The organism is Sulfuricella sp. (assembly GCF_035531155.1).
In the GTDB taxonomy this organism is placed as follows: domain Bacteria; phylum Pseudomonadota; class Gammaproteobacteria; order Burkholderiales; family Sulfuricellaceae; genus Sulfuricella.
This window is the reverse complement of record NZ_DATKTK010000069.1, coordinates 148,662-170,510: the sequence shown is the minus strand read 5'-3', so window position 1 is coordinate 170,510 and position 21,849 is coordinate 148,662. Positions and strand designations below refer to the sequence as shown.

Annotated in this window: 19 protein-coding genes and 2 pseudogenes; 8 read left to right on the top strand and 13 right to left on the bottom strand. The window is 58.3% G+C overall.

From position 1 onward, the window contains the following. Window positions 1-13 precede the first annotated feature (13 nt). From gltB to VMV64_RS16580, 3 genes and pseudogenes are all read right to left on the bottom strand, one after another. Window positions 14-4,468: a glutamate synthase large subunit gene (gene gltB, locus VMV64_RS16590; RefSeq protein ID WP_325332354.1), complete on the bottom strand. Its 4,455-nt coding sequence runs from the start codon at window positions 4,466-4,468 to the stop codon at window positions 14-16. Window positions 4,469-4,562: 94 nt separating this feature from the next. Then, on the bottom strand, window positions 4,563-4,706 hold the full coding sequence (locus tag VMV64_RS16585) for a hypothetical protein (RefSeq protein ID WP_325332572.1): 144 nt from the start codon (window positions 4,704-4,706) through the stop codon (window positions 4,563-4,565). Next, window positions 4,689-4,961: pseudogene (locus VMV64_RS16580) on the bottom strand (deoxyguanosinetriphosphate triphosphohydrolase); the annotation flags it as partial. The pseudogene VMV64_RS16580 and the gene VMV64_RS16585, both read right to left, overlap by 18 nt. Window positions 4,962-5,084: 123 nt before the next feature. Between VMV64_RS16580 and VMV64_RS16575 the strand changes: the two are divergent. Continuing rightward, entirely contained in the window at window positions 5,085-6,326 is a 1,242-nt protein-coding gene (locus VMV64_RS16575) for a glycosyltransferase (RefSeq protein WP_325332352.1), read from the top strand. 36 nt (window positions 6,327-6,362) lie between these two features. Beyond that, window positions 6,363-7,166, top strand: a complete 804-nt coding sequence (locus tag VMV64_RS16570; protein ID WP_325332350.1) for a 2-oxo acid dehydrogenase subunit E2 — start codon at window positions 6,363-6,365, stop codon at window positions 7,164-7,166. Window positions 7,167-7,225: 59 nt separating this feature from the next. Here the strand turns inward: VMV64_RS16570 and VMV64_RS16565 are convergent, their stop codons facing one another. From VMV64_RS16565 to VMV64_RS16550, 4 genes are all read right to left on the bottom strand, one after another. Next, a complete protein-coding gene (locus VMV64_RS16565; protein WP_325332348.1) occupies window positions 7,226-7,936 on the bottom strand; it encodes a class I SAM-dependent methyltransferase in 711 nt (236 codons plus the stop codon). Between the two features lie 308 nt (window positions 7,937-8,244). After that, on the bottom strand, window positions 8,245-9,093 hold the full coding sequence (gene pepA / locus VMV64_RS16560) for a flocculation-associated PEP-CTERM protein PepA (RefSeq protein ID WP_325332346.1): 849 nt from the start codon (window positions 9,091-9,093) through the stop codon (window positions 8,245-8,247). A 242-nt stretch (window positions 9,094-9,335) separates the two neighbouring features. Next, window positions 9,336-9,665, bottom strand: coding sequence for a DUF4332 domain-containing protein (locus tag VMV64_RS16555; protein ID WP_325332344.1), 330 nt, complete (start codon window positions 9,663-9,665; stop codon window positions 9,336-9,338). Between the two features lie 158 nt (window positions 9,666-9,823). After that, window positions 9,824-10,138, bottom strand: a complete 315-nt coding sequence (locus VMV64_RS16550) for a hypothetical protein (RefSeq protein ID WP_325332342.1) — start codon at window positions 10,136-10,138, stop codon at window positions 9,824-9,826. Between the two features lie 248 nt (window positions 10,139-10,386). On the opposite strand from VMV64_RS16550, the gene VMV64_RS16545 reads away from it, so the two are divergent. Beyond that, window positions 10,387-11,610: an ABC transporter permease gene (locus VMV64_RS16545; RefSeq protein ID WP_325332340.1), complete on the top strand. Its 1,224-nt coding sequence runs from the start codon at window positions 10,387-10,389 to the stop codon at window positions 11,608-11,610. Window positions 11,611-11,626: 16 nt separating this feature from the next. Beyond that, the gene (locus VMV64_RS16540) at window positions 11,627-12,838 is read left to right on the top strand and encodes an ABC transporter permease (protein ID WP_325332338.1); all 1,212 of its coding nucleotides are present in this window, start codon (window positions 11,627-11,629) and stop codon (window positions 12,836-12,838) included. Window positions 12,839-12,847: 9 nt separating this feature from the next. Here the strand turns inward: VMV64_RS16540 and VMV64_RS16535 are convergent, their stop codons facing one another. Then, window positions 12,848-13,660 (bottom strand): outer membrane lipoprotein-sorting protein, encoded by an 813-nt coding sequence (locus VMV64_RS16535; protein WP_325332336.1) that lies wholly within the window; start codon window positions 13,658-13,660, stop codon window positions 12,848-12,850. A gap of 152 nt (window positions 13,661-13,812) precedes the next feature. On the opposite strand from VMV64_RS16535, the pseudogene VMV64_RS16530 reads away from it, so the two are divergent. The 3 genes and pseudogenes from VMV64_RS16530 to VMV64_RS16520 all read left to right on the top strand — a co-directional run. After that, a pseudogene (locus VMV64_RS16530) lies at window positions 13,813-14,085 on the top strand (FHA domain-containing protein); the annotation flags it as partial. Between the two features lie 39 nt (window positions 14,086-14,124). Beyond that, entirely contained in the window at window positions 14,125-14,796 is a 672-nt protein-coding gene (locus VMV64_RS16525; protein ID WP_325332570.1) for an ABC transporter ATP-binding protein, read from the top strand. Between the two features lie 73 nt (window positions 14,797-14,869). Continuing rightward, the gene (locus tag VMV64_RS16520) at window positions 14,870-16,279 is read left to right on the top strand and encodes a DUF1302 family protein (RefSeq protein WP_325332334.1); all 1,410 of its coding nucleotides are present in this window, start codon (window positions 14,870-14,872) and stop codon (window positions 16,277-16,279) included. 162 nt (window positions 16,280-16,441) lie between these two features. Here VMV64_RS16520 and VMV64_RS16515 read toward each other — a convergent pair whose 3' ends face one another. Next, a complete protein-coding gene (locus tag VMV64_RS16515) occupies window positions 16,442-17,608 on the bottom strand; it encodes a PEP-CTERM sorting domain-containing protein (RefSeq protein ID WP_325332332.1) in 1,167 nt (388 codons plus the stop codon). Between the two features lie 311 nt (window positions 17,609-17,919). Here VMV64_RS16515 and VMV64_RS16510 point away from each other — a divergent pair, with 311 nt between their 5' ends. Then, on the top strand, window positions 17,920-18,066 hold the full coding sequence (locus VMV64_RS16510) for a hypothetical protein (RefSeq protein WP_325332330.1): 147 nt from the start codon (window positions 17,920-17,922) through the stop codon (window positions 18,064-18,066). A gap of 2 nt (window positions 18,067-18,068) precedes the next feature. On the opposite strand, the gene VMV64_RS16505 is transcribed toward VMV64_RS16510, so the two are convergent. The 4 genes from VMV64_RS16505 to VMV64_RS16490 all read right to left on the bottom strand — a co-directional run bounded on the left by VMV64_RS16505 (window position 18,069) and on the right by VMV64_RS16490 (window position 21,768). Beyond that, window positions 18,069-19,148 (bottom strand): nitroreductase family protein, encoded by a 1,080-nt coding sequence (locus VMV64_RS16505; RefSeq protein WP_325332328.1) that lies wholly within the window; start codon window positions 19,146-19,148, stop codon window positions 18,069-18,071. Continuing rightward, a complete protein-coding gene (locus tag VMV64_RS16500; RefSeq protein ID WP_325332326.1) occupies window positions 19,149-20,006 on the bottom strand; it encodes a ThiF family adenylyltransferase in 858 nt (285 codons plus the stop codon). Between the two features lie 28 nt (window positions 20,007-20,034). Next, complete coding sequence (locus VMV64_RS16495; protein WP_325332324.1) at window positions 20,035-20,826, bottom strand: N-acyl amino acid synthase FeeM domain-containing protein; 792 nt, start codon at window positions 20,824-20,826, stop codon at window positions 20,035-20,037. A 141-nt stretch (window positions 20,827-20,967) separates the two neighbouring features. Continuing rightward, entirely contained in the window at window positions 20,968-21,768 is an 801-nt protein-coding gene (locus VMV64_RS16490; protein ID WP_325332322.1) for an N-acyl amino acid synthase FeeM domain-containing protein, read from the bottom strand. Window positions 21,769-21,849: the final 81 nt, after the last annotated feature.

The window sequence follows — 21,849 nt, the reverse complement described above, 5'->3', positions numbered from 1 at the left end:
TTCCCGTAGCTAATCAGGGGTGCAGCAGGCTATCCAGTTGTGCCGCCTTGGGCTTGACCAGCCAGAAGCGGTTGACCGCGTCGTCGAAGCTGTCGAGCAATTCGCGACCGCGCGCGCTTTGCGTGAGCTTCACATGCTCCTCGATCTGGGCGCGCAGCCATTGGCGATACTGGCCGGTGGCTTCGTTGTTGACGCGGTGAATGTCGATCAGTTCATGGTTGTAGCGGTGCACGAACTGGTCGTTTTCATCGTAAACCAGGGCGAAGCCCCCGGTCATGCCGGCGCCGAAGTTCAGGCCGGTATCACCGAGCACGATGATGTGGCCGCCGGTCATGTATTCGCAGCCATGGTCGCCGAGGCCTTCCACCACCGCGAAGGCGCCGGAGTTGCGTACGGCAAACCGCTCGCCAGCCATGCCCGCGGCGAACAGCCGGCCGCCGGTGGCGCCATACAAACAGGTGTTGCCGATGATGGTGGCCTGGTGAGACTTGTAGCTGGCGTTCCGCGGCGGATAGATCACAATTTGGCCGCCGGCCATGCCTTTGCCGACATAATCGTTGGCATCGCCTTCCAGCACTAGCTGCAGGCCCTTGGCGTTCCATACGCCGAAACTTTGGCCGGCGCTGCCATGCAGGCGGATGGTCAGGCTGTTGTCCGGTAATCCCTCGGCACCGTGCTGGCGTGCGATTTCGCCTGATAGCCGCGCGCCGATGGAGCGGTGGATATTGCCGACAGGGTAGGACAGTTCCAGCGGCCGTTTTGCCTTGATCGATTCGACCGCGTCCGCCACCATTTGTTCGGCCAGCTCGCCCTTGTCGAAAGACGGGTTGGAGGATTCGATGCAGAAACGCGGTTCGCTGTCGGGGATGCCGCCCTGGCTCAGCAGGGCGGCGAGGTTAAGCCTGTGCTGGCGCGGGGTTTCGCCGGGCAGAACTTCAAGCAGGTCCATCCGGCCGATCAGCTCCTCCATCGAGGAAACGCCCAGCTTGGCCATCCATTCCCGGGTTTCGCGCGCGACGAAGGTGAAGTAGTTCATCACCATCTCCGGCAGGCCGATGAAGTGCTTGCTGCGCAACCGGGCGTCCTGGGTGGCGATGCCGGTGGCGCAGTTGTTGAGGTGGCAAATGCGCAGGAATTTACAGCCCAGGGCGACCATCGGACCGGTGCCGAAGCCGAAGCTCTCGGCGCCGAGAATGGCGGCCTTCACTACGTCCAGGCCAGTCTTCAGGCCGCCGTCAGTCTGCACCCGTACCCGGCCTCTAAGGCCGTTGGCACGCAGCACTTGTTGGGCCTCGCTTAATCCCAGTTCCCATGGGGAGCCGGCATATTTGACGGAAGTCAGCGGGCTTGCCCCGGTGCCGCCGTCGTAGCCGGAGATGGTGATCAGATCGGCATAGGCCTTGGCCACGCCCGCTGCGATCGTCCCCACGCCCGGCTCTGCCACCAGCTTGACGGAAACCAGCGCCTGCGGATTGACCTGCTTGAGGTCGAAAATCAGCTGCGCCAGATCCTCGATGGAGTAAATGTCGTGGTGCGGCGGCGGCGAAATCAGGGTGATGCCGGGCTTGGAACAGCGCAGCTTGGCGATCATTTCGGATACTTTGTGGCCGGGCAGCTGCCCGCCTTCGCCGGGTTTTGCACCCTGAGCGATCTTGATCTGCAGCACTTCGGCGTTGACCAGGTAATGCGGGGTCACGCCGAAACGGCCGGAGGCAACCTGCTTGATCTTGGACATCCTGACGGTGCCGTAGCGCTTCGGGTCTTCGCCGCCTTCGCCCGAGTTGGAGCGGCCGCCGAGGCGGTTCATGGCTTCCGCCAGCGCTTCGTGGGCTTCGGGGGAAAGGGCGCCGAGGCTCATTCCGGCGGAGTCGAAGCGCTTGAGGATTTTTTCCACCGGCTCCACTTTTTCCAGCGGGATGGCCGGGGCGTCGGTCTTGAGCCGCATCAGGTCGCGCAGCATTGCGGCTGGCCGCTCGTTGACCAGCTGGGCGTACTTGCGGTATTCCTCGTAATCGCCGCCCTGCACCGCCTTTTGCAGTTGCATCACCACATCCGGGTTGTAGGCGTGGAATTCGCCACCGAAAATGAATTTCAGCAGCCCGCCCTGAGAGATGGGTTTCATCGGATTGAAGGCATACCAGGAAAGCTCTTCCTGATCCGCTTCGAAATCGTCGAAATTTGCGCCGCTGATCCGGCTTACCGTGCCGGGCAGGCACAGGTCGATGACTTCCTCGCCCAGGCCGACGGCTTCGAACAGCTGCGCGCCCCGGTAGCTGGCGATGGTGGAAATGCCCATCTTCGAAATGATCTTGAGCAGGCCCTTGTGGATGCCTTTGCGGTAATTCTGCGCGGCCCTATCGAAGGGCAGGGCCAGCTCCTTGTTGTCGATCAGGTCATGGATAACCTGATAGGCCAGGTAGGGGTAGACCGCGGTGGCGCCATAGCCGATCAGGCAGGCGAAATGGTGCGGATCTCTGGCGGCGCCGGTTTCCACCACGATGTTGGAGTTGCAGCGCAGCCCCGCACCGATCAGGGCATGGTGGACGCAGCCGGTGGCGAACAGGGCGTGGATCGGCAGGTGGCCTTTATCAATGGCGCGGTCGGACAGCACCAGGATGACGTTGCCGTCGCGCACCGCTTCGATCGCCTGTTTGGCGAGGTCGTCCAGCGCGCCGCGCAGGTTGGTGTGGGCCGAATCGTAGTTCAAATTCAGCGTGATGCTGCGGTATTCCACTTCGCTCAGGCTGGTGAGGCGCTTGAATTTCTCGTGCGACAGCACCGGTGAGCGCACTTCGAGGCGCCGCGCATGCTCCGGTGTTTCATCGAACAGGTTGCGTTCCGGCCCGAAGCAGGTATTGAGCGACATCACGATGCTTTCGCGGATCGGGTCGATCGGCGGGTTGGTCACCTGGGCGAATTGCTGGCGCAGGAAGTCGAAAGGCGAGCGCACCATCTTCGACAGCACCGCCATCGGGGTATCGTCGCCCATCGATCCGGTCGCCTCCTGGCCTTCCTCGGCCAGCACGCGGATGATCTGGTCGCGTTCCTCGAAGCTGACGTTAAACAGCTTCTGGTGGGCGAGCATCGCGTCGGAGTCGAAGGCCGGCAAGGCTTCTCCTTCGCCGAGGCCGATTTCGAGGTAGCGCGAGTTTTCCTTCAGCCACTGGCGATAGGGGTGGGCGGCTTTGAGTTCGGCATCGATGTCTTCCGACAGCAGCAGGCGCCCGGTTTCGAGGTCGGCGGCGATCATCTGGCCCGGCTTGACCCGGCCTTTCTGTACCACGTCTTCAGGCTTGTAATCCCACACGCCGACTTCTGACGCGATGGTCAGGTGGCGATCCTTGGTGACCACATAACGCGCCGGACGCAGGCCATTGCGGTCGAGGATGCACACGCCGTAGCGGCCATCGGTGAGCACCACGCCGGCCGGGCCGTCCCACGGCTCCATGTGCATCGAGTTGTATTCGTAGAAAGCGCGCAGGTCGGGGTCCATGCTGTCGACGTTCTGCCAGGCCGGCGGGATCATCATGCGCAGCGAGCGGAACAGCCCGGCGCCGCCCATCACCAGACCTTCCAGCATGTTGTCCATGCTGTAGGAGTCGGAGCCGTTTACGGAAACCATCGGACGCACGTCGTCCATGTTCGGGATGAAGGGCGAGGCGAATTTTTGTTCGCGTGCCCGCGCCCAGTTGCGGTTGCCTTGCAGAGAGTTGATTTCGCCGTTGTGGGCGAGATAGCGGAACGGTTGTGCCAAACGCCATTCCGGCCAGGTGTTGGTGGAAAAGCGCAGATGGTAAACAGCCAGGCTGGAAGCAAAGCGCTCATCCTGCAGGTCCGGGTAGAATACTGCCAGGTTGTCCGGGGTCACCAGACCTTTATAGGACATCACCTTCGACGACAGGGTGGGGATGTAGAAGGCTTTGTCCGCGACTTCAAGCAGCGCTTTTTCGGTGCGCCGGCGCGCAATGTAGAGGCGCCGCTCGAACGCTTCCGCATCCATGCCCTGCGGGCAGTTGACGAAGATCTGTTCAATCCGCGGCAGGGTAGCGAGCGCATACTTGCCGCAAGCCGCAGCGTTGGTCGGCACGGAGCGGAAACCGGCGACGGTCAGCCCTTGGCCTTCGAGTTCTGCTTTGAGCAGGGTCTGGGCGGATTCCCCGCGAGCGATCTCGCTGTCCAGGAAAACCAGTCCTGCGGCGTACGGCTCGCTCAAGGCAAAGCCGTTCTCGGCGGCGACTGCGCGCAGAAAAGCGTCGGGTTTCTTGAATAGCAGGCCGCAGCCGTCGCCGGACTTGCCGTCGGCGGCGACTGCGCCACGGTGCGTCAAGCGAGCCAGTGAATTGATCGCGGTTTCGACCAGCCAGTGACTGGGCTTGTCGTCCATTTGGGCCATCAGGCCAAAACCGCAACTGTCCTGCTCAAAATGCGGACGGTACAGGGTGCCGTCCAACCAGCCTTGTCTATCCATTGCCAACCCTGAAAAATCAAGTGAAAAGTGCTCGATTTTACCGGTAACGGCTTGTTGCGGCAATGGGCATTAGAGTTGGACCGGCGGGGCCGGCCTAACCTTCTTCAATGGCGAGCAGGCGCCGGGACTCCCGAATGGCGTAGTGGTCGGTCAAGCCGGTAATATAGTCGGGAATGGCGCGAGGCTTGTCCTGCTGGGCTTTTTCCTGGTATTGCGAAGGCAGGAGGCGAGCGCCCACTTCGCTGAACGTGACGGCGTTTTGCGGGGAGCAGTGCTTGAGGATGCCCTCGCGGGTTTCGAAGGTCAGATTAAGGCCGTCGAATTCAGCGTAGCGCTGTTCCGGCATATCCACTACGCGCAGGGACTGGAGGTTGTGCTCGAAGCCGCCGTAGTCCTTCATGCAGCCGTTGAGTTCATCCTGCCCGGCGTGGCCGAATGGCGTATGGCCGAGATCGTGGGCCAGCGCGATGGCTTCCGCCAGACCCTCGTCGAGTCGAGGTTGCGAGCGCCCCTTGCGAATTCCCCTTGACCGCCTATTCTTGAAATAGCGCTTCGCCCAGAAACGAAAATTTGAGCCTAGCTCAGTGAATGCGTAGCGTTTCCAGAAAGGAAATTGTTGAATACTGCCGGGGAGGACAAGCTCCGCATCCTTTTCATCGCCGAGGCGGTGTCGCTCGCCCATGTCGCCCGGCCTCTCGCCTTGGCCATGGCGCTGGACCCGGCACGCCATGCGGTGTTTTTTGCATCCGATCCACGCTTCAACGCCCTGCTCGGGGCCTTGCCCTTCCCCTTGCGACCGCTTGAAAGCATCGAAAGCAGCCGCTTTTTCACCGCCCTTGCAAATGGCACGCCGATCTACGATCTGCCTACCCTGCGCCGCTATGTTCGGGATGATCTTGAGCTTATCTCTGCCGTGCGTCCGCACTTGGTGGTGGGCGACTTTCGTCTTTCCCTGTCGGTCAGCGCGCGCCTCGCCGGCGTGCCTTATTTCTCCATCACCAACAGCTACTGGAGCCCTTATGCCCGCCAGCGGTTTCCTCTTCCGACTCACCCGCTGGCGCAGCTGCTGGGGGTTTCGGCTGCCCAGGCGCTGTTTCGCCTGGTGCGGCCCATCGTATTCGCCCTCCATGCGCGGCCGCTGAACCGGCTGCGCCGCGAACATGGCCTGCCCTCCCTAGGGTCCGACCTGCGACGCGTCTACACCGATGCCGACCACACCCTTTATGCGGATGTGCCCGAGTTCCTGGACTTGCCCTTCCTGCCCGCCCACCACCATTTTCTGGGGCCGCTGCTGTGGTCGCCGAATGTTCCCCTGCCGGACTGGTGGGAAGAGATTCCCGGCGACCGCCCCCTGCTTTACGTCACTTTGGGCAGTTCCGGCCTGCACCGGGCGCTCCCCCCGATCATCGATGCCCTGGCGGACCTTCCGGTAACGGCGATGGTCGCAACGGCCGGAGTGGCGCTGAGAACTCACCCCGAAAACGTCTTCACCGCGAATTACCTGCCGGGCGAAGCCGCCGCGGCGCGGGCTCAACTGGTTATCTGCAACGGCGGCAGCCCTACCAGCCAGCAGGCCCTTGCCGCCGGCGTGCCGGTACTCGGCATCGCGAGCAACCTGGATCAGTTTCTCAACATGCAGGCGGTCGAAGCGCACGGTGCCGGGCTCTGCCTGAGGGCTGACCGCGCCATGCCTGCCGACATCCGCCGTGCGGCGACGACGCTTTTGGGAAACCCGGCGTTCCGCGACTCCGCCCGGGGACTCGCCGGCATTTTTGCCCGCTACGACTCTGGGCGGCGGTTTTCCGAACTGGTGGCGGGCCTTAGACCCAAAACGGGTGCGCGCGGTGCACGCTGCTGATTTTTTCCAGGTTCAACAAAACAAGGGAGAAAAATTATGAGCGGCTTCAAGATACTCGACAAGAACAAATTTTTTGAAGTATTGGGTGGACTGAATGTAGAAAATCGGGGCGACGACAAGGTTGCCATGCTTTCCGAAATCGATATGTCTTCCGTGGAACGCCTGCGCATGGAGAATATGCGAGTTGTCGGTATGAAACCCTCCTACACCGCCTTCGTGGCCAAGGCCGTTTCCCTGGCACTGCGCGAGCAACCCTACGCCAATCGAATTGCAATCGAACTACCTTTCTGGAAACGGATCGTTCAGTTGAATGACGTTCACATGACCGTAGCGGTCGAAAAAGACAGTCCCGAGGTAGAGCAAGCGGTTTATGCCGGCACCATTCGCCATACCGACAAACTTGGTCTAATCGCCATCACACGGGAGCTGCAGGCGCTCGCCCAAGCCACGCCGGAAACGTCCGAACGCTGGCGGCAGTTCAATTGGATTGTCGAAAAGCTTCCCGTCTGGCTGGCCAAGCGGTTGCTTTCCATGCCCCGCTGGTCGCCTTCCTTATGGATCGAGCACCGCGGCGGCGCCGTGATGATTTCCTCGCCAGCCAAGTACGGCGTAGACATCATGGTGGGAGCATGGCCATGGCCGATCGGTTTTTCGTTCGGCCTGGTCAAACAGCGCCCGCTCGCGATCGACGGAGAAGTCGTGGTGCGCAGAACCATGATGCTGACCATGAGTTTCGACCGGCGCATAATGGTAGGCGCCCCGGCGGCCCGCTTTTTCCATACTGTCTGCGACCATCTGGAAAATGCCGAAAGGGATATGGGCGCACCGGCTTCTGTCTGAATCACCAAGTCGACACAAAGCCCGCTATCCCATATTGCCAGTGTCTCCCGGCGAACAACTTAAACTCGGCCTCGAAAAACGATCATCATCTCGGACCGTGGCGGGAAAAAATATCCGAAGACCGCGTAAAACCACAACATCGGCGAAGACAGCACCAATCCTATTTTCGGGTCCTCAAATGCAGCGTCCAGGTCGTTTCCGGCGCGTCTCACATACTCACGCAGAAACCGGTAGTTCACGGTTGGATACAATGTGTCGTAATAAAAGCGGTCATAATGAGCAATCGGGCTCAACCCAACCTTCTCAGCCATTGCGAGTAAAGTTTGCTTGGATAAAAGATGTCTGTGGTAGGGCTGATGAAGAGAAAGCGCGAAAATTTCAGGCTTGCTCAGGTCAATCGCGGATGCGTTCGGGGTGCCTATACACATCAGCCCCCCCGGCTTCATCCGTCCAACAAGCCATCCCAACCATTCGCGAGGATTTTCGACGTGCTCAATGACATCCTGGGCAATAATGCAGTCGTAAGCGCGCTGCAAGGGGGCGGGGCTCGAAAACTCCGGCACATGGGCATCATAACCGGACACATCCCGGAACCCACGCTGCCTGAGAAATTGAACGAACAGGCCTGGTCCGCACCCATAATCAAGCACGCTTTGACTGGGATTGATTCCGGGCCGGCTCAACCGATGCAAATAATTTGCATATGCCGCCCGAGCCCAAAAGTCCAAACGGTGCGCTTTCACCGGATAATTGCGATAGTAGTAATCCAAATCCACCGCCTGTTTGCAGTGCAGCGAAGCGCACACGGGACAACGCCAGACCAGAAAAGTCTCGTGCCGATATGCACGCACGTTGCACGCCACATTGCGTGACTCCCGCGCATCCTCTATCCGGCCACGCCCATCGCAGACGTTGCATACAATGCAATCCGCCATTCAAACCCCCACACTAGCCAAAGCGACGCTGCGCTTACATGCCAGGCAACGCCATTCTCGACAGTGAATCTCTCAAGAAAGAGTAAAAAAGCCTCCCGCTATTCCGGGAGGCTTTCGTCAAACAATTTCAGTTTTTTTGAAAATCAGGAGGAACGTTTTTGGCGACGTCCCACCCAGCCCATCCCCATCAACCCGATTCCGAGCAACGACAGCATCGCAGGTTCCGGCACGGTGGTGAAGTTCTGGGAAGTGTCGGTCTGCAGGACGAAGCTTGTCCCCGTATCGGCACCGGTGGCCGTCCCGTTGAACGCTGCCGGCCGGGTGTAGGTCGGCGAGCTTTGCCCCGGGAACTGCAGCGAGGCCTGAACCGTGGTGCCGAGCAGGTCAGGTTTCACGTAAGCGCTGTTGGTCGACGTGACAGTCCCGGTCAGGAAGCCCCCGCCAGTACCGAGGCTTCCCACGGAGATAAAGGAGGACAGCCCGCTGACGAAATCCCCTGCCAGAATCTGCACGCCGTCCGTGAAGCCGGTTCCGAGTGCCTGATTCGCATCGGGAGTGGTATCGAACAGGATCTGCCAGCTCCCGTTGTTCAGAACGATCGAGATGCTGGAGCAGTCGGCATTCGTGCAGGTGGCCGTCTCGGTCAATACGGCGTAGGTGGTGAGTTCATAGGTTCCCGTCGCCGTGCCGGGCGAGGCGACATAAAGATTGGGGGTCGGACTGGTGGTGCCGATGGTCCCCGCAAACGCCTGGTAAGTAAAGGTAAATTGATCCGTATCCCCCGTGGTATTGACGCCGGTCGTCAGACCATAGTCTTGAATCCAGCCTGCGCCGTTGGCGTTCCAGTCGATGCCGCTGAAGTTTTGCAGGGTACCGTCATTCGGCGGCCCGGCCGTGGTCGTATCCAGGGTTGATGCCTGAACTGCGCAGGCCCCGCCGATCATTAGCAAGCCAGCTACTGTAGCGCTGGTCATCCTCTTTAATGTTTTCATGTCGTACTCCTTCTCAAACGTCCCATTAAAAGAAAAACGGATTTTTGAAATCTCTTAGTATCTGATAAGGAACAGAGCAAGCATCATGCCAAACCCCGATGAATGAATGTTAAGTCTATATTTATCTGATACTTGTAAAAAAACAGCCGCTCTGAAATCGGGTTTTTCCATTGATACACAAAGAAGGCTGTAAAAATTCCCGACAGGAATTTTTACTTCGGCAACCGGAAGGGTCACGCAAATCAATATTCAAGCATCAGAGGAAGTGATTTTGCTTGCTGAATCCATTTAGATACCTCAGCTTCAGAAGGAACCCGACGAGTGAATTTTTTCTTCTCATTCACGTCGATCATCGCTTGCGCGAGATTTGCGGCATTACGTTGCGCCAATTCTTGAACCGTATAGATACCAGTCACCTCAAGCAACTCGGCGAACTCGGAGCCAACACCGCTAATACGGTAGAGATCAGCCATATTTGCGAATTTGAGTACCTGGGATTCGGTGAGGCCGGCTTTCCAAGCGAGCGCCTTTCTTTCCTTGGGCGTACGGCAGTTGGCCAGTAGCGCGTCCATCTTTTACACCTGCTGTGTGGAGTTTTTCTCCTGTAAAGGGGCCAATGCCCTCAACACCTCCGATCTTGTGGTTAGCGTGTAAGCGCCAGTCATGGAACGGCGTAAAATTTTTCGACAAGGGATTTGAGTGTGTGCTGCGGGATCGTACGCAGGAGCGTCTACATGCCCCTGCGCTGCGAGAAGCGCTCACGGACAGCGTAGTCTGAAGCCTCCGACAGCCAGTTGGGTTTGACGCTGTTGAGCAGTTCCCAATCGTCTTCAACGTAGCGGGTGAGCGTCTCGATACTATGCAGTGGCTTATCCCGGGCGAGGGCTTGCGCGAATTCGGCGGCAGGAATGGATCGAATGGGATGGAACGCACAGCCAAGCGATGCTTCCAAATCGGTGTAGCGAGGATTTGAGGCGACAACCATTTCATCCGAAGACGGATCGAGCCCCTTCGCTAGCGTCGCAATCCGCGCAAGGGTGACCACTTCAGCAACAAGAAGAACGACCGGCCTGTTTTTGAATTTGCATTACACTCACACCAGGAAAGCAATCGCATAACATAAAAATGTTATTGTATTATGGTTCATGCAATGAAATTAATGGGAGTTCTCCCAGATGTGTGATATTGCAACTATAATTCAAATGTCATCATGAGAGCAGCGAGCTCTTGCAATGACGCTATTCCGGCAATTGATGGATTATCCAGTTGTAAATTCTGAAGCATTGGAGTGCCATGGCTAACCTGCTGATCGCCGCGCGCAACCTCGCACGCAATCGGCGGCGGGCGCTGACAGCCCTGCTTACGGTGGCAGTCGGTGTCACCTCCCTGGTGCTCGCCGACGGCTTCATCCAGTGGATTTTCTGGGCCATGCGCGAAGGCACCATCCAGTCCCAATTAGGCCACATTCAGGTCATGCGACCGGGATACCTCAGCGCGGGCGCAGCCAATCCTTACGCTTATGTATTGCCGGAAAACTCGCCGGAACGAAAGGCGGTCGAGGCTACGCCAGGAGTCAAGCTGGCGGCACCGCGGCTGGCGGTGACCGGGCTTATCAGCCATGGCGAGACAACGGTGTCATTTGTGGCGGATGGCGTCGACCCGCAAAAGGAGGCGGAGTTGAGCAAGGCTCTGCGTATCGTGGAAGGACGGAATCTCTCCGGCGCGACCGCGAAAGAGGTGATCCTTGGGCACGGCCTGGCGCGCAATCTCGACGTGAGACCGGGCGCCACCGTGGCGCTGCTGGCCAATGCTGCAGGCGGCGGGATCAACGCCGTCGAGGCGAAAGTGGCCGGTATATTCGTCAGCGCCAACCAGGCCTACGATGATGCCGCCTTGCGTCTGCCCATCGGCCTGGCGCAGTCACTGCTGCGCGTTAACGGTGCCCACGCCTGGCTGGTGCTGCTCAATGACACCGAGCAAACGGATCACTTTCTGGAGCAGTTCCGCGCCCGCTTCCCCGCACCGGCTAACAAGCTGGAGTTCGTGCCCTGGTACCAGCAGGCAGATTTCTACAACAAGACGGTGGCGCTGTTCTCGCAGCAGATGAACGTGCTGCGGCTGATCATTGGCTGCATTATCGTGCTCAGCATTTCCAACATGCTGGTGATGAATGTGCTTGAGCGTACCGGCGAGATCGGAACGCTGCTGGCCATCGGCTTCAAGCGCAAAAAAATCCTTTACCTGTTCGCCATCGAGGGGCTGCTGCTCGGACTGGCCGGTGCATCCCTGGGGTTAGTCGCCGGTTATGGGCTGGCCGAATTGATTTCCGCGATGGGTATCCCCATGCCGCCGCCCCCCGGCATGGAAGAGGGCTACACCGGGGAAATCCGGATTACCTTGCACGTTTTGATGAATGCATTTCTGATTGCATTCATCACTACTGCGCTGGCGGGGTTGTATCCAGCATGGAAAGCTTCGCGCCTGCAAATCATCAACGCATTGCGTCACAATATTTGAGGTCCGCGAAAGCCACATGTTCAAGCTCGCCTTCCGCAACATCTTCCGCAATCGTCTGCGCACTGCGCTGACGCTGGCGGCAATTATCACCGGGGTGGCCGCCATCATTATCAGCGGCGGCTTTGTCGAGGATGTGTTTGTGCAGTTGCGCGAGGCGACAATCCACTCGCGCATCGGGCATGTGCAGATTATGCGGCGCGGCTATATCGAGTATGGTCGGCGCGAGCCGTCGCGTTATATGATCGCGCAGCCAAAGGTCGTGGTGGACGCAGTACAGCCCATTCCGCATGTGCAGGCTGTAATGACCCGCGTGAATTTTTCCGGGCTGGCCAACAACGGCCGCGCCGATTTGCCCATCATCGGCGAAGGCGTTGAACCGGGCAAGGAGGCGCGACTGGGAACCGCCACCACCATCGTTGCCGGCCGCCTGTTGCGGGAGGCGGACGCATTCGGCGCGGTGATCGGGGAAGGTGTCGCCGCCGCCCTGCATCTGCGCCCCGGCAGCTTCGTGACCTTGATGGTGAATACGCCGGAAGGTGCGCTGAACACCCTTGAGTATGAAGTCGTCGGCGTGTTCCGTACTTTCTCCAGGGATTACGACGATCGAGCCGTACGCATTCCATTGTCAGCCGCCCAGGAACTGCTGTTTACCAAGTCGGTACATAGCGCTGTCGTGTTGCTGGACGACACCGCCGCAACAGATGCGGTGACAGCAGCCATCAGAGCCAGGCTGGAGCCGCTCGGCTATGTCGTGAAGCCCTGGTATGAGTTGGCCGATTTTTATCAAAAGACCGAGGCGCTGTACCGGCGCCAGTTCGGGGCGTTGCAGTCCATCATTCTTGTCATGCTGGTTTTGAGCGTGGCCAGCACCATCAACATGGTGGTCTACGAACGCACCGGCGAGTTCGGAACCTTGCTCGCCATGGGGTTGCGCCGGCGCCAAATCTTCAAACTCGTGCTGCTCGAAAATGCGCTGCTGGGCTTGCTCGGCAGCCTGCTCGGCGTGGTCGTGGGGGGCGCGCTTGCGGGCTTGATATCGGGCATCGGCATTCCCATGCCGCCGCCGCCCGGCTCGAACGTCGGCTACACCGCTACGATTCGACTGGTGCCGTGGGTGCTCGTGGTGGCGGCCCTGACTGGGGCACTGGCGGCGGTTGCGGCTGCCGTGCTTCCGGCTCGCCGCGCCTCACGCCTGCCGGTAGTGGACGCACTGCGCCATAATATTTGAAATGCCGCTTCAGTGACTGAGCTTCTTCAGGTAATCCTTGGTGAATACCTTGTCAGGCAGGTCGCGCATGACCATGTCGCGGTATTCGAGTACCGAACGTCGACCGTGACGCAAGGCATCTTCTATCACCAATCGGGTCGGTCGCGTTTCCCCGCCCAGTGCACGAAACTCCTGGTAGTGGCCGGTTTTCAGGAGGCGGCCTGAGAGCGCATAGAACTCGGCTTTATAAGGCCGACTGTTTTTTGCGTTCACCCAATAGAGCACCTGGTGATAAGTGACTCCGCTATCGACTGCATCCAGTTGCAAAACGTGATAGGACACGCCGTCGATTTTCTCTGTGCGCAGAAGCCTGGGTTCGTAATCACCCGCGAAATTGGCGCGAGCCAGGTCCCCGTTCGCAACCTGACCGGTCAGTTTCTGCGAGAGCGGCAAGCGAATCGGCTGTGACAGGTTAGGCAGGAAAGCCCACAGGTCGCGATCCCGCATCAGCAGAATCTGACCGCGGTCAACCACTGGCGCCGTTGTCTGCACCAGGGTCTGGTTGTTGCCTTTGGAGAGTATCCGGTAAGCGCGTACGTCTTCAGCGACATCGGGTTCGGTTGTCGTGATGGTCACGTCGACCTGGAAGCCCTCGGCAGGGAAGCGGATACGATCTGCGCGCGTCAGTATTTCACGCGCAAGAGGGTCTCCGCCTGTGTTGTCGGCAGCCAGCGTCGGCCTGAAAATCGACAACAGCAGCGCGACGGCGAATATTGTCCAGAAAGGCATCAGCCGATAGCGCTTAACGTGAACGTCGCGTGGATAAGATGGAGGTATAGCCATAAGTGGTGTCCTGTCAACCCAAACCGAATAAGTCAAGATTATCCAATATTATATGATAGAGTTAAGCGAGGTCATGTGCATGCCGGGCAACAAGCAAAAATCTGTGTTTTGTCCTCGCCAGTTTTGTTCCTGGACAACTGGAAGGTGGGGTCGTGGCTAGCCTCCTGATAAGGCAGGATCAGCAGATCCTGCGGAATATTCGACTCTACACGGCTGATCTCAAGATTGGCCGCGCCTCGGAATGCGAGATACAACTGTCAGACCCGGGGGTCAGCCGCAAACATGCGCGCATTACTTTGGTCGACGGCCTCTATTACGTGGAAGATTTGGGGAGCAGAAGAGGTGTCTTCCTGAACGGAGAGAAAATCCAGCGTGCCCAATTGCAAAGCGGCGACAAGCTCGCCATTCACAACTTTCAACTGGAGTTTGTTGCCGATGAAGGAAACGCTGCTGAACCTGCGGCGGTGATTGTCGAGGTTCGAGCAGTCGGCAAAGAATATGCGCTTGGAAAGCAAATCGTTACGGCATTGCGCAACATTTCGCTCACGATCCGTAAAGGCGAGTTCATGGCGCTGGCCGGGCCGTCGGGTAGCGGCAAGTCAACCCTGCTCAATCTGATTGGCTGTATTGACACACCGACCTCGGGAAGCATCCTGATCGAAGGGCAGGACATCAGCGGCAAAACGCCCGATGAACTGGCTGATCTGCGACTAAACACGCTGGGCTTTGTCTTCCAGACCTTCAATCTGCTGCCGGTATTATCAGCATGGGAAAATGTCGAATATCCCTTGTTGCAACAGCGTGATGTGGCCAAGAAAACGCGTCAGGAACGCGTCCGGCATTATCTGAATGTGGTTGGCCTGGAACCCTATGCGCACCACCGCCCCAATGAATTGAGCGGCGGTCAACGCCAGCGGGTGGCGATCGCGCGCGCCCTCGCCACCCGCCCAAGCATTGTCCTGGCAGACGAACCGACCGCCAACCTCGATCACAAGACCGGCGAAGGGATTCTTAGGCTGATGAAGGATCTCAATCAGGAAGAAGGCACGACCTTCATTTTCTCCACCCACGATGCGCGGGTCATGGAGATGGCCGACCGGGTGATTGAACTGGCCGATGGCCAGATAATGGAATAGGGAGAACACCGTGGGAGCACATTTTTGCCCCAAAAACCGACGGCCGGGTCAGCAGCCAGGAGTTCTGGGAACCTTGCTGCTGGGCCTGCTGATAACCGCCGTCCCGGCGGGCGCAGCAGAAAAGAACAAAACCAGCCGGGATGTGGAATCCATCGACGACCTCTTCGGCAGCCCTGCTCCCGCCCCCCAGGACAAACCGGCCGTAGCGCCGCAAGACATCAGCGCACCTGCCGCGCCTGAACCCGTGCCGCCAAGCCAGCCCCCACCCTCCGAACCGCGCCTGACCGGTTTTTATCAGAATGACCTGGCTTACACCTATGCCGACAAAAAGCATTGGTCCAGATTCAACAACACCCTCGACCTTGCTACCCAAGGCCGCACGGCGGGTGGGGCGGCGTGGAAGTTGGGCGGGCGCATCAATTACGACCCGATCTACGATCTCACCGACACCTACCCCGAAGCGGTGCGCAAAGACCAGCGTTTCGAGGCCATGATCCGTGAAGCCTATATGGATTTTTCGGCGGGCGACTGGGATTTTCGTTTGGGTCGACAGCATGTCATCTGGGGCGAAATGGTCGGGCTGTTTTTTGCTGACGTGGTGTCGGCCAAGGATATGCGCCAGCTCGTGCTGCCGGATTTCGACATCATCCGTATCCCGCAATGGGCGGCGCGAGCTGAGTATTTTCAGGGGGATTTTCACGCCGAAGGGGTGTGGATACCCTACATGACGTATGACAACATCGGCAAGCCCGGAGCCGAGTTTTACCCGTTCAATCCGCCTGCCGTCGCCGGTTTTCAAACGGTCATTGCCTCGGAAAAACAACCTGTCGGCCTGAGTGACGCGGCTTACGGCGCGCGGCTTTCCTGGCTCAAGGGCGGCTGGGACGTCTCGGGTTTCTACTACACCGCCAACGACCCGTCGGCAGCCTTCTCGCGCCAGACCGCGCTGCTCCCCACCCCCGTCATCACCTATCAGCCCATCCATGAGCGCATTCACCAATTAGGCGCCACTCTAGGCAAGGATCTGGGGCCGATGGTGCTCAAGGCCGAGGCGGTCTATACCAAAGACAAGTTGTTCAGCACCACCAGCGCCACCGATGCGGACGGGCTGGTCAAGCAAAACATCCTCGATACCATCGTCGGGCTGGAATGGAGTTTCCCGCAGGAAACCCGCTTCAACGTGCAATTCTTTCAGCGCTGGTTTCCCAACCACGATGCAGGCATCGTGCCGGACAAGACCGAAAACGGTGTCTCGCTCCTCTTAAGCACCCAGGCACTGCATCCCAGGATAAAGCCTGAGCTACTGTTGATTCATAGTCTTAACCGGGACGACTGGTCTGCCCAGTTCAAGGTAACATGGCGTCTGGATGGCAACTGGCAACTGAGGGCCGGCGCAGATATTTTCTCCGGGCCAGCCACTGGCCTGTTTGGCCAGTACGATAACCAGGACCGCATCTATACCGAGGTGCGCTACAGTTTCTAGTTGCGGAGATGAAACAGCAGGACCCTGCCATTGCCTTGAGCAGTGAAATTGTGGGGTTGTGAGGCGGCCGTTGGGATATCCCGCTTGGGCGTGCGCCGTGCCGTGCTTTGGGCGCACCAAAGAAAAAGCGGCGCCAAGCGCCGCTTTAAGTGGAGTGTGGCTTCAGGCAACCGGACGTGCTTTTCTGCGCGACAGGGCTAATCCCATCAAGCCCAGACCCAGCAGAGCAAGGGTCGCAGGTTCCGGGACGGTTACCCCAGCGGCACTAGCGATGAACAGCTGCTCGTAACCGTTGTTGGCGTCGCGTCCAATGCAACTGCCTGCCGCGGTGTTAGGATCGCAGCCAAAGCGCAGGTCGACGTGCATGGAGTCATACCCCCCCGCAAGCAGGAAAGCGTTCAACTCCGGGAACACCACCGCATAAGCGGCCTGATTGGCACCCAGGTTGTTGTTGATAGTAATCGTGCCAGCCGGGCAAGACCCATCTGCTAGGTTTTCCATCAAGACGGGATAGGGGGTACCAGGCAGTATGCAGAGCCTCCCGCCAGAGAACACGTAGTCGGTGCTCGTGTTGTCACCTGCGACTGGCCCTGAACCCGTCGAGCTGTAGGCACCTGGATTACCCATAAATCTAGGATCCAGAGGAACGAGCGAGGGCTCCGCAAATGGGTTGAGAGTGTTGGTAAAGTCGAAGATCTTCGCAGCATTGGCACCCGTGCTGTCGGTCAGGGTGATCTGCGCCCAGACAGCAATATCCTGGTTGGTGGTGGCGCCGCTGCTGGTCTGGTTGTTGTTGAAGAAGAAAATCGGCGTGTTGCCGGCACCCAGGAAAGCCTGCAAGGCGGAGACTTTGGTGTCCCAGCTGTTGGCTAAGTCGCCCGTGAATTGCCCGGCGCCGCCGGGGTCCGCCGGATAAGCTGGGGGATTGCCGGTTAGAGGCTGGCCGTAGGCGGTCTTGTTCATGCTGAAGAAAGTGGTGCCGTTCACCCCGCTGGGCGTGGGGTAAGCATTGTCCATATTGGGGAAGTTCGTGACGATGGGGTTGCCGCTGCTGCCGGTCGCGTTTACGATCAGGCTCGAGATTTGGCCGGGAGAGGACTGTACAAAAAACGGATTGCTCGGCCCGGTGCCGCCGCCTTGAGCCGCATCGTAAATATAGGCATTGAGCGCCAGCGAGTAGGAATTGCCGTCGCCGTAGGTCACCCAAGGGCAGGCGAGTCCGGTGCCGTTACAATTGTTAAGATCGAACGCGGCCGCGGTTCCGCTCACGGCCGCCATGCTGGCCAGTGCGATTCCGGCGAAGAAATTTTTTGTGGATTTCAGTTTCATGACGCTCTCCTACTATCCAAGCAACAATTGAGAAGAAAAATAAATGGGGTCAGACTCGATTCATATACTTCTCTAATCCCTATCGTACTGCCCTTACCAAATCATTAAGCATTACCCATGCCAGCAGAGAACAAAGTATATAAAATATGCATTAACTTCAGCATGTTAAAAGTTATCGGTGTGGGCGGCAGGAGCTCGTCTGGAAAGTTTTCAAGCGAGACAGTAAAAATTTTCGACATTCAGACGCTATGTTTCTGGCTTAGCAAAGACCACTCCAGCATCCCCGCCAGACTCATCAACAAGCCGAACAATTGCGGCGACTCAAACTTACCTGGAAACTGGATGGCAACTGGCGGCTGGCAGCCGCTGTCGATATTTTTGAAGGGCCGGCAACCGGCCTGTTCGGTGCGTTCGACGACAAAGACCGGGTTTACACCGAGGTGCGCTACAGTTTTTGACTTTATCCCGCGCGCATCAACCGCCCAACGGACTGGCGCAGGGATCGGCTGGCTGCTGACCGCCCGTTGCCGATTCGTCCGAGAAAGACGGCTTGTCCCACTGCATAGTTCTGCAACAGCCGGGAAAGCCGGTCGCCCAGGTTTGCAGCTGTTTCCATGCCACCGGGCAGACGGCTGAACGCCCTGCCTTCGCGCACGTAGCGACCGAAAATCAGCGGGGTCATCTCCGGTTGCAGTTGCAGGCCCAGACTTGTGGCAGTGAGCCAGAAGCGCTGCACCGCACGGCCTGCGGCCACGTAATCCTCGATCGTCTCCGGCGCCTTGCTGGCGAGGATGGCAAAGTGCGCGGCACAGAACAGGCCGGGCAGGAGATCCATTTCGATCCGCGGAGTCAGATGGCCGGCCAGATAAGTGTTAAAAAAATCGACACGCTGCCAACTCGCCATGACCCAGCGCATCAGCTTGAGCGTCATGGTATCCAGCCCCAGCGCCTGATCCGGCACCTTATCCTCGCTGAAACTCGCGTTCCACTCGATGATGTCGCGATGAACCGGGTAGGCTTCGGGCAGGGTTAGCCTGAGCTTTGCATTGTCGAACATCAGTTTGGCCAGGCGCCAGCGTTGTGGCCCGTTCTCGAACCAGCGCACGGTGTAAAATTTTCCGACAGCATCTTGAAGCGCCTGTTTCTGCGATGCGGTGAGGGGGGTGGTGCGCATCGGCCGACGCTGTACGGAACGCTGCCGGATATGGGGCAGCAGGGGATCGGTCGTCAAGGCACTGTCCGGGATCAAGTCCACAAGATAGCCGGGGTGAGTATCCGGCGAACCGGGGCGGCGCCTGAATTCAGCGCGCAGGCCGTGCGCGCTGGCAGCGATGGCGAGGGTTTCCAGCAGTGCGCCGTGGGCGATCTGGCTGGGGTGGCCGTCGAGGTCATAGACGCAATGGTCGCGGGTATCGAAGGCATGGACGACCAGATGATGGTCGTCGATCACTTCGAAACGCCAGGGCTGGGTGTTGTCGCCGGAGGGCGCCCAGCGGGCGAATTCGAGAATATCTGAGATGGGTGGGGGAATCGGGTGCATTTATAGTCCGAGTTTGCGTTTGGCGAGGGCAATGGCGAGACGCTGCAAGGGGTTGCGGTTGCCGCCGGGCCGCCAGGTCAGCGCCAGCTTGTTGCGGTAGGCGTCGAAGTGATAGCCCTTGGGGGCCGTCCGAACCGGGCCGCGGCCGAGGAGAATTTTCAGGGCTTCGGTCGCCGCCACGCCAGCGCAAAGCTGGCAGGCCATGATGGTGGACGGGCCCTTGCGATTGGCCAGATCAACTGCGGAGGGGTCGGCCAGGTAGCCCATTTGCAGGCGGACAGGCGCAAGCCCCATGAGGAAACGCAGGGGTTTTTCCGCCTCAGGGCCGTCGTCCAGGCGAAAATAATTATTAAAACTCATGCCGCCGGGCAAAAAATTGAGCACCGCCGCGCCCATGCCCAACGGCGCGGCGGTGACGGCGGGGATATTTTTTGTCTCACAAGCGGCAAAGACCTGCTGGCGAGCCTGAAAAGCGAAGAAATCCAGGCCATCGACGTAGATATCCACGCCATCCAGAAAGGCATCCAGGTTGTCGCTTGTCACGCCGTCGGCAAAGCCAGTGATGTCGAGATCGGGATTGATGTCGAGCGCCTGGCGGATCATGACCTCCAGCTTGCCCAGACCCAGGGTGCTGACCGTCGCTCCAGCCTGACGATTGAAATTAACCAGATCGAAGGTATCGAACTCGGCCAGATGGAATTTGCCTATGCCCAGCCGACAAAGCGTCAGCAGGTGCGTCCCCCCCACGCCACCCAGGCCGGCAATCGCCACCCGTTTTTGGCGCAACTGCTGCTGCTCCTGCCGGGTCAGCCAGCCGATGTTGCGGGAAAAAGCTTCATCATAGGTAAAGGATTGCATGCGATCAAACCAGAGAGCCCATCAGGGGTCATTCTCCCCTAAGCAGGCGCTGTGTGATACCCAATTCATCTTCACGTGAGAAAAAATAGGGATAGATCGACTTCACGCCCTTGGCGGTCGCCCCCATCCCGCCGTAGCGGTTTATCTGTTGATCCGCGTGGCTGGTATCCAGTCTCATCAGTACGGCTGGCGCATTGACCCGGGGGCATGTCCTTTCTTCACCAAAGGGTTCAAATCCCATCATGCGTTGATAGAAAAGCACATGGCGCGGATTCACTTCAATCAGAAAATCCGTAGCGTGGTGAATGTTGTGCCCATAAATGAACGACATATGAAACAAGGCGGCCAATACACTTTTTGTCTTGATATCACGATCCACGGCAAGCCGGGTGATGTCGCAGAGCTTTCTTCCTTCTGCGCGCAGTTGATCTGCCTCCTGCTTGTAAAGTTGGTCTACCGCCATACCTTGGGGGGAGTCCATGCCCAAGGACATGGTGCCCACCACTTTGTCATCCTGGTAGGCCACCAGGGTTATCTTGTTGGGATCATGGCTTATGGCGTCGGCTTCATAGCCACGCCAGTCATACATTTTCTGGATGAGCAGGCTGGCTGATTTACGGCGGTCTTCGTTGTTAGCGAGACGAACCTTGAAAGCCTGCTCTTCGATCTTGTCATCCTGCAGGTTCGTAACGTCCCGGGGTGCCGGTATGGCGAGGTCTTTGAGCCAGTAGGGCGAGAAGGCGACAATGGTTTTATCCCATTCGTGCGGCTTTCTACGACGCTTCTTGACGCCAAAAAGAAATTTGCGAATATTAAACATGCTCTGCGTTGACAAGATTGTATGAGTTTAGTTGCGGATTTCTGGTACGACCAGTAGCCGGAAAACACAACGAAACGCATTGTGCATAGATTCGCCTCTGGGAGAGAGAGGGATAAAGGGTTTGCAGGAATCCAGGGATTTTCATTGAACCATTTCACGGGAATCTCCGTTCAGGTTCAATAGCCTGTGGACAATACCCTCCTCCTCGTGATGGGAAAAAAAATACGGATACAAAGACTTTTCGGATCCGGGGTGGTTACTTGACCCGCCGAATTTCTGGATCTGTTGTTCCGCATAACCAAGATCAAGCCATAGCAAAACCGCCGGCGCGTTGACGCGCGGGTTGGTCTTTATTTGCCCGTACCGTTTGAAGCCCAGCATTCTTTTATAAAAACGGCGGTGCCTCGGATTGACCTCGATGAGCAGGTCAGTGCAATTCCGAATGTGCCAGGCGTAGATGAAAGCAACATGAAAGAGCGAAGCGAGAACTTGTTTTGAACGGACGGCGGGGTCGAAGGCGAGCTTGGTGAATTCGCAAATCCTGCAGCCCCTGCTCCTTAAAATATTGATTTCGTCCTCATAGGTTTCGTCGGCCAGAATTCCTATGGGGGAATCGAGAGAGATGGAAATCGTTCCGATCACGGAGTGGTTTTCCATGGCCATCAAGGTTATCAGGTTGGGACTTTTCGGCGTTTGGTGGGATGTGGTGTAGCCCCTCCACGAATACATCCGGTCGATGAGCATGTTTGCGGCGTTGCGGCCTTCGTCCGTGTCGGCAAGACGGATTCTGAAGGTCTTGTGAGCTACAGCAATATCACGGATATTGGAGCGTGCCGCCTCTTCCTCCGGGAAAGGTGGATCCGGCTCTGCGGGGACATAACGTACCTCGGCAATGGCATTGCCGGTTTTCGTTTTGTCCCTGTCATGGGGAATTTTGGCCATCCTGCCCACCTCTCTCAGAGAGATTCCTGCCGTTACCTGAACCATGCTCGGCGCAACGGGGGCCACTGCCTTACAGCGCTT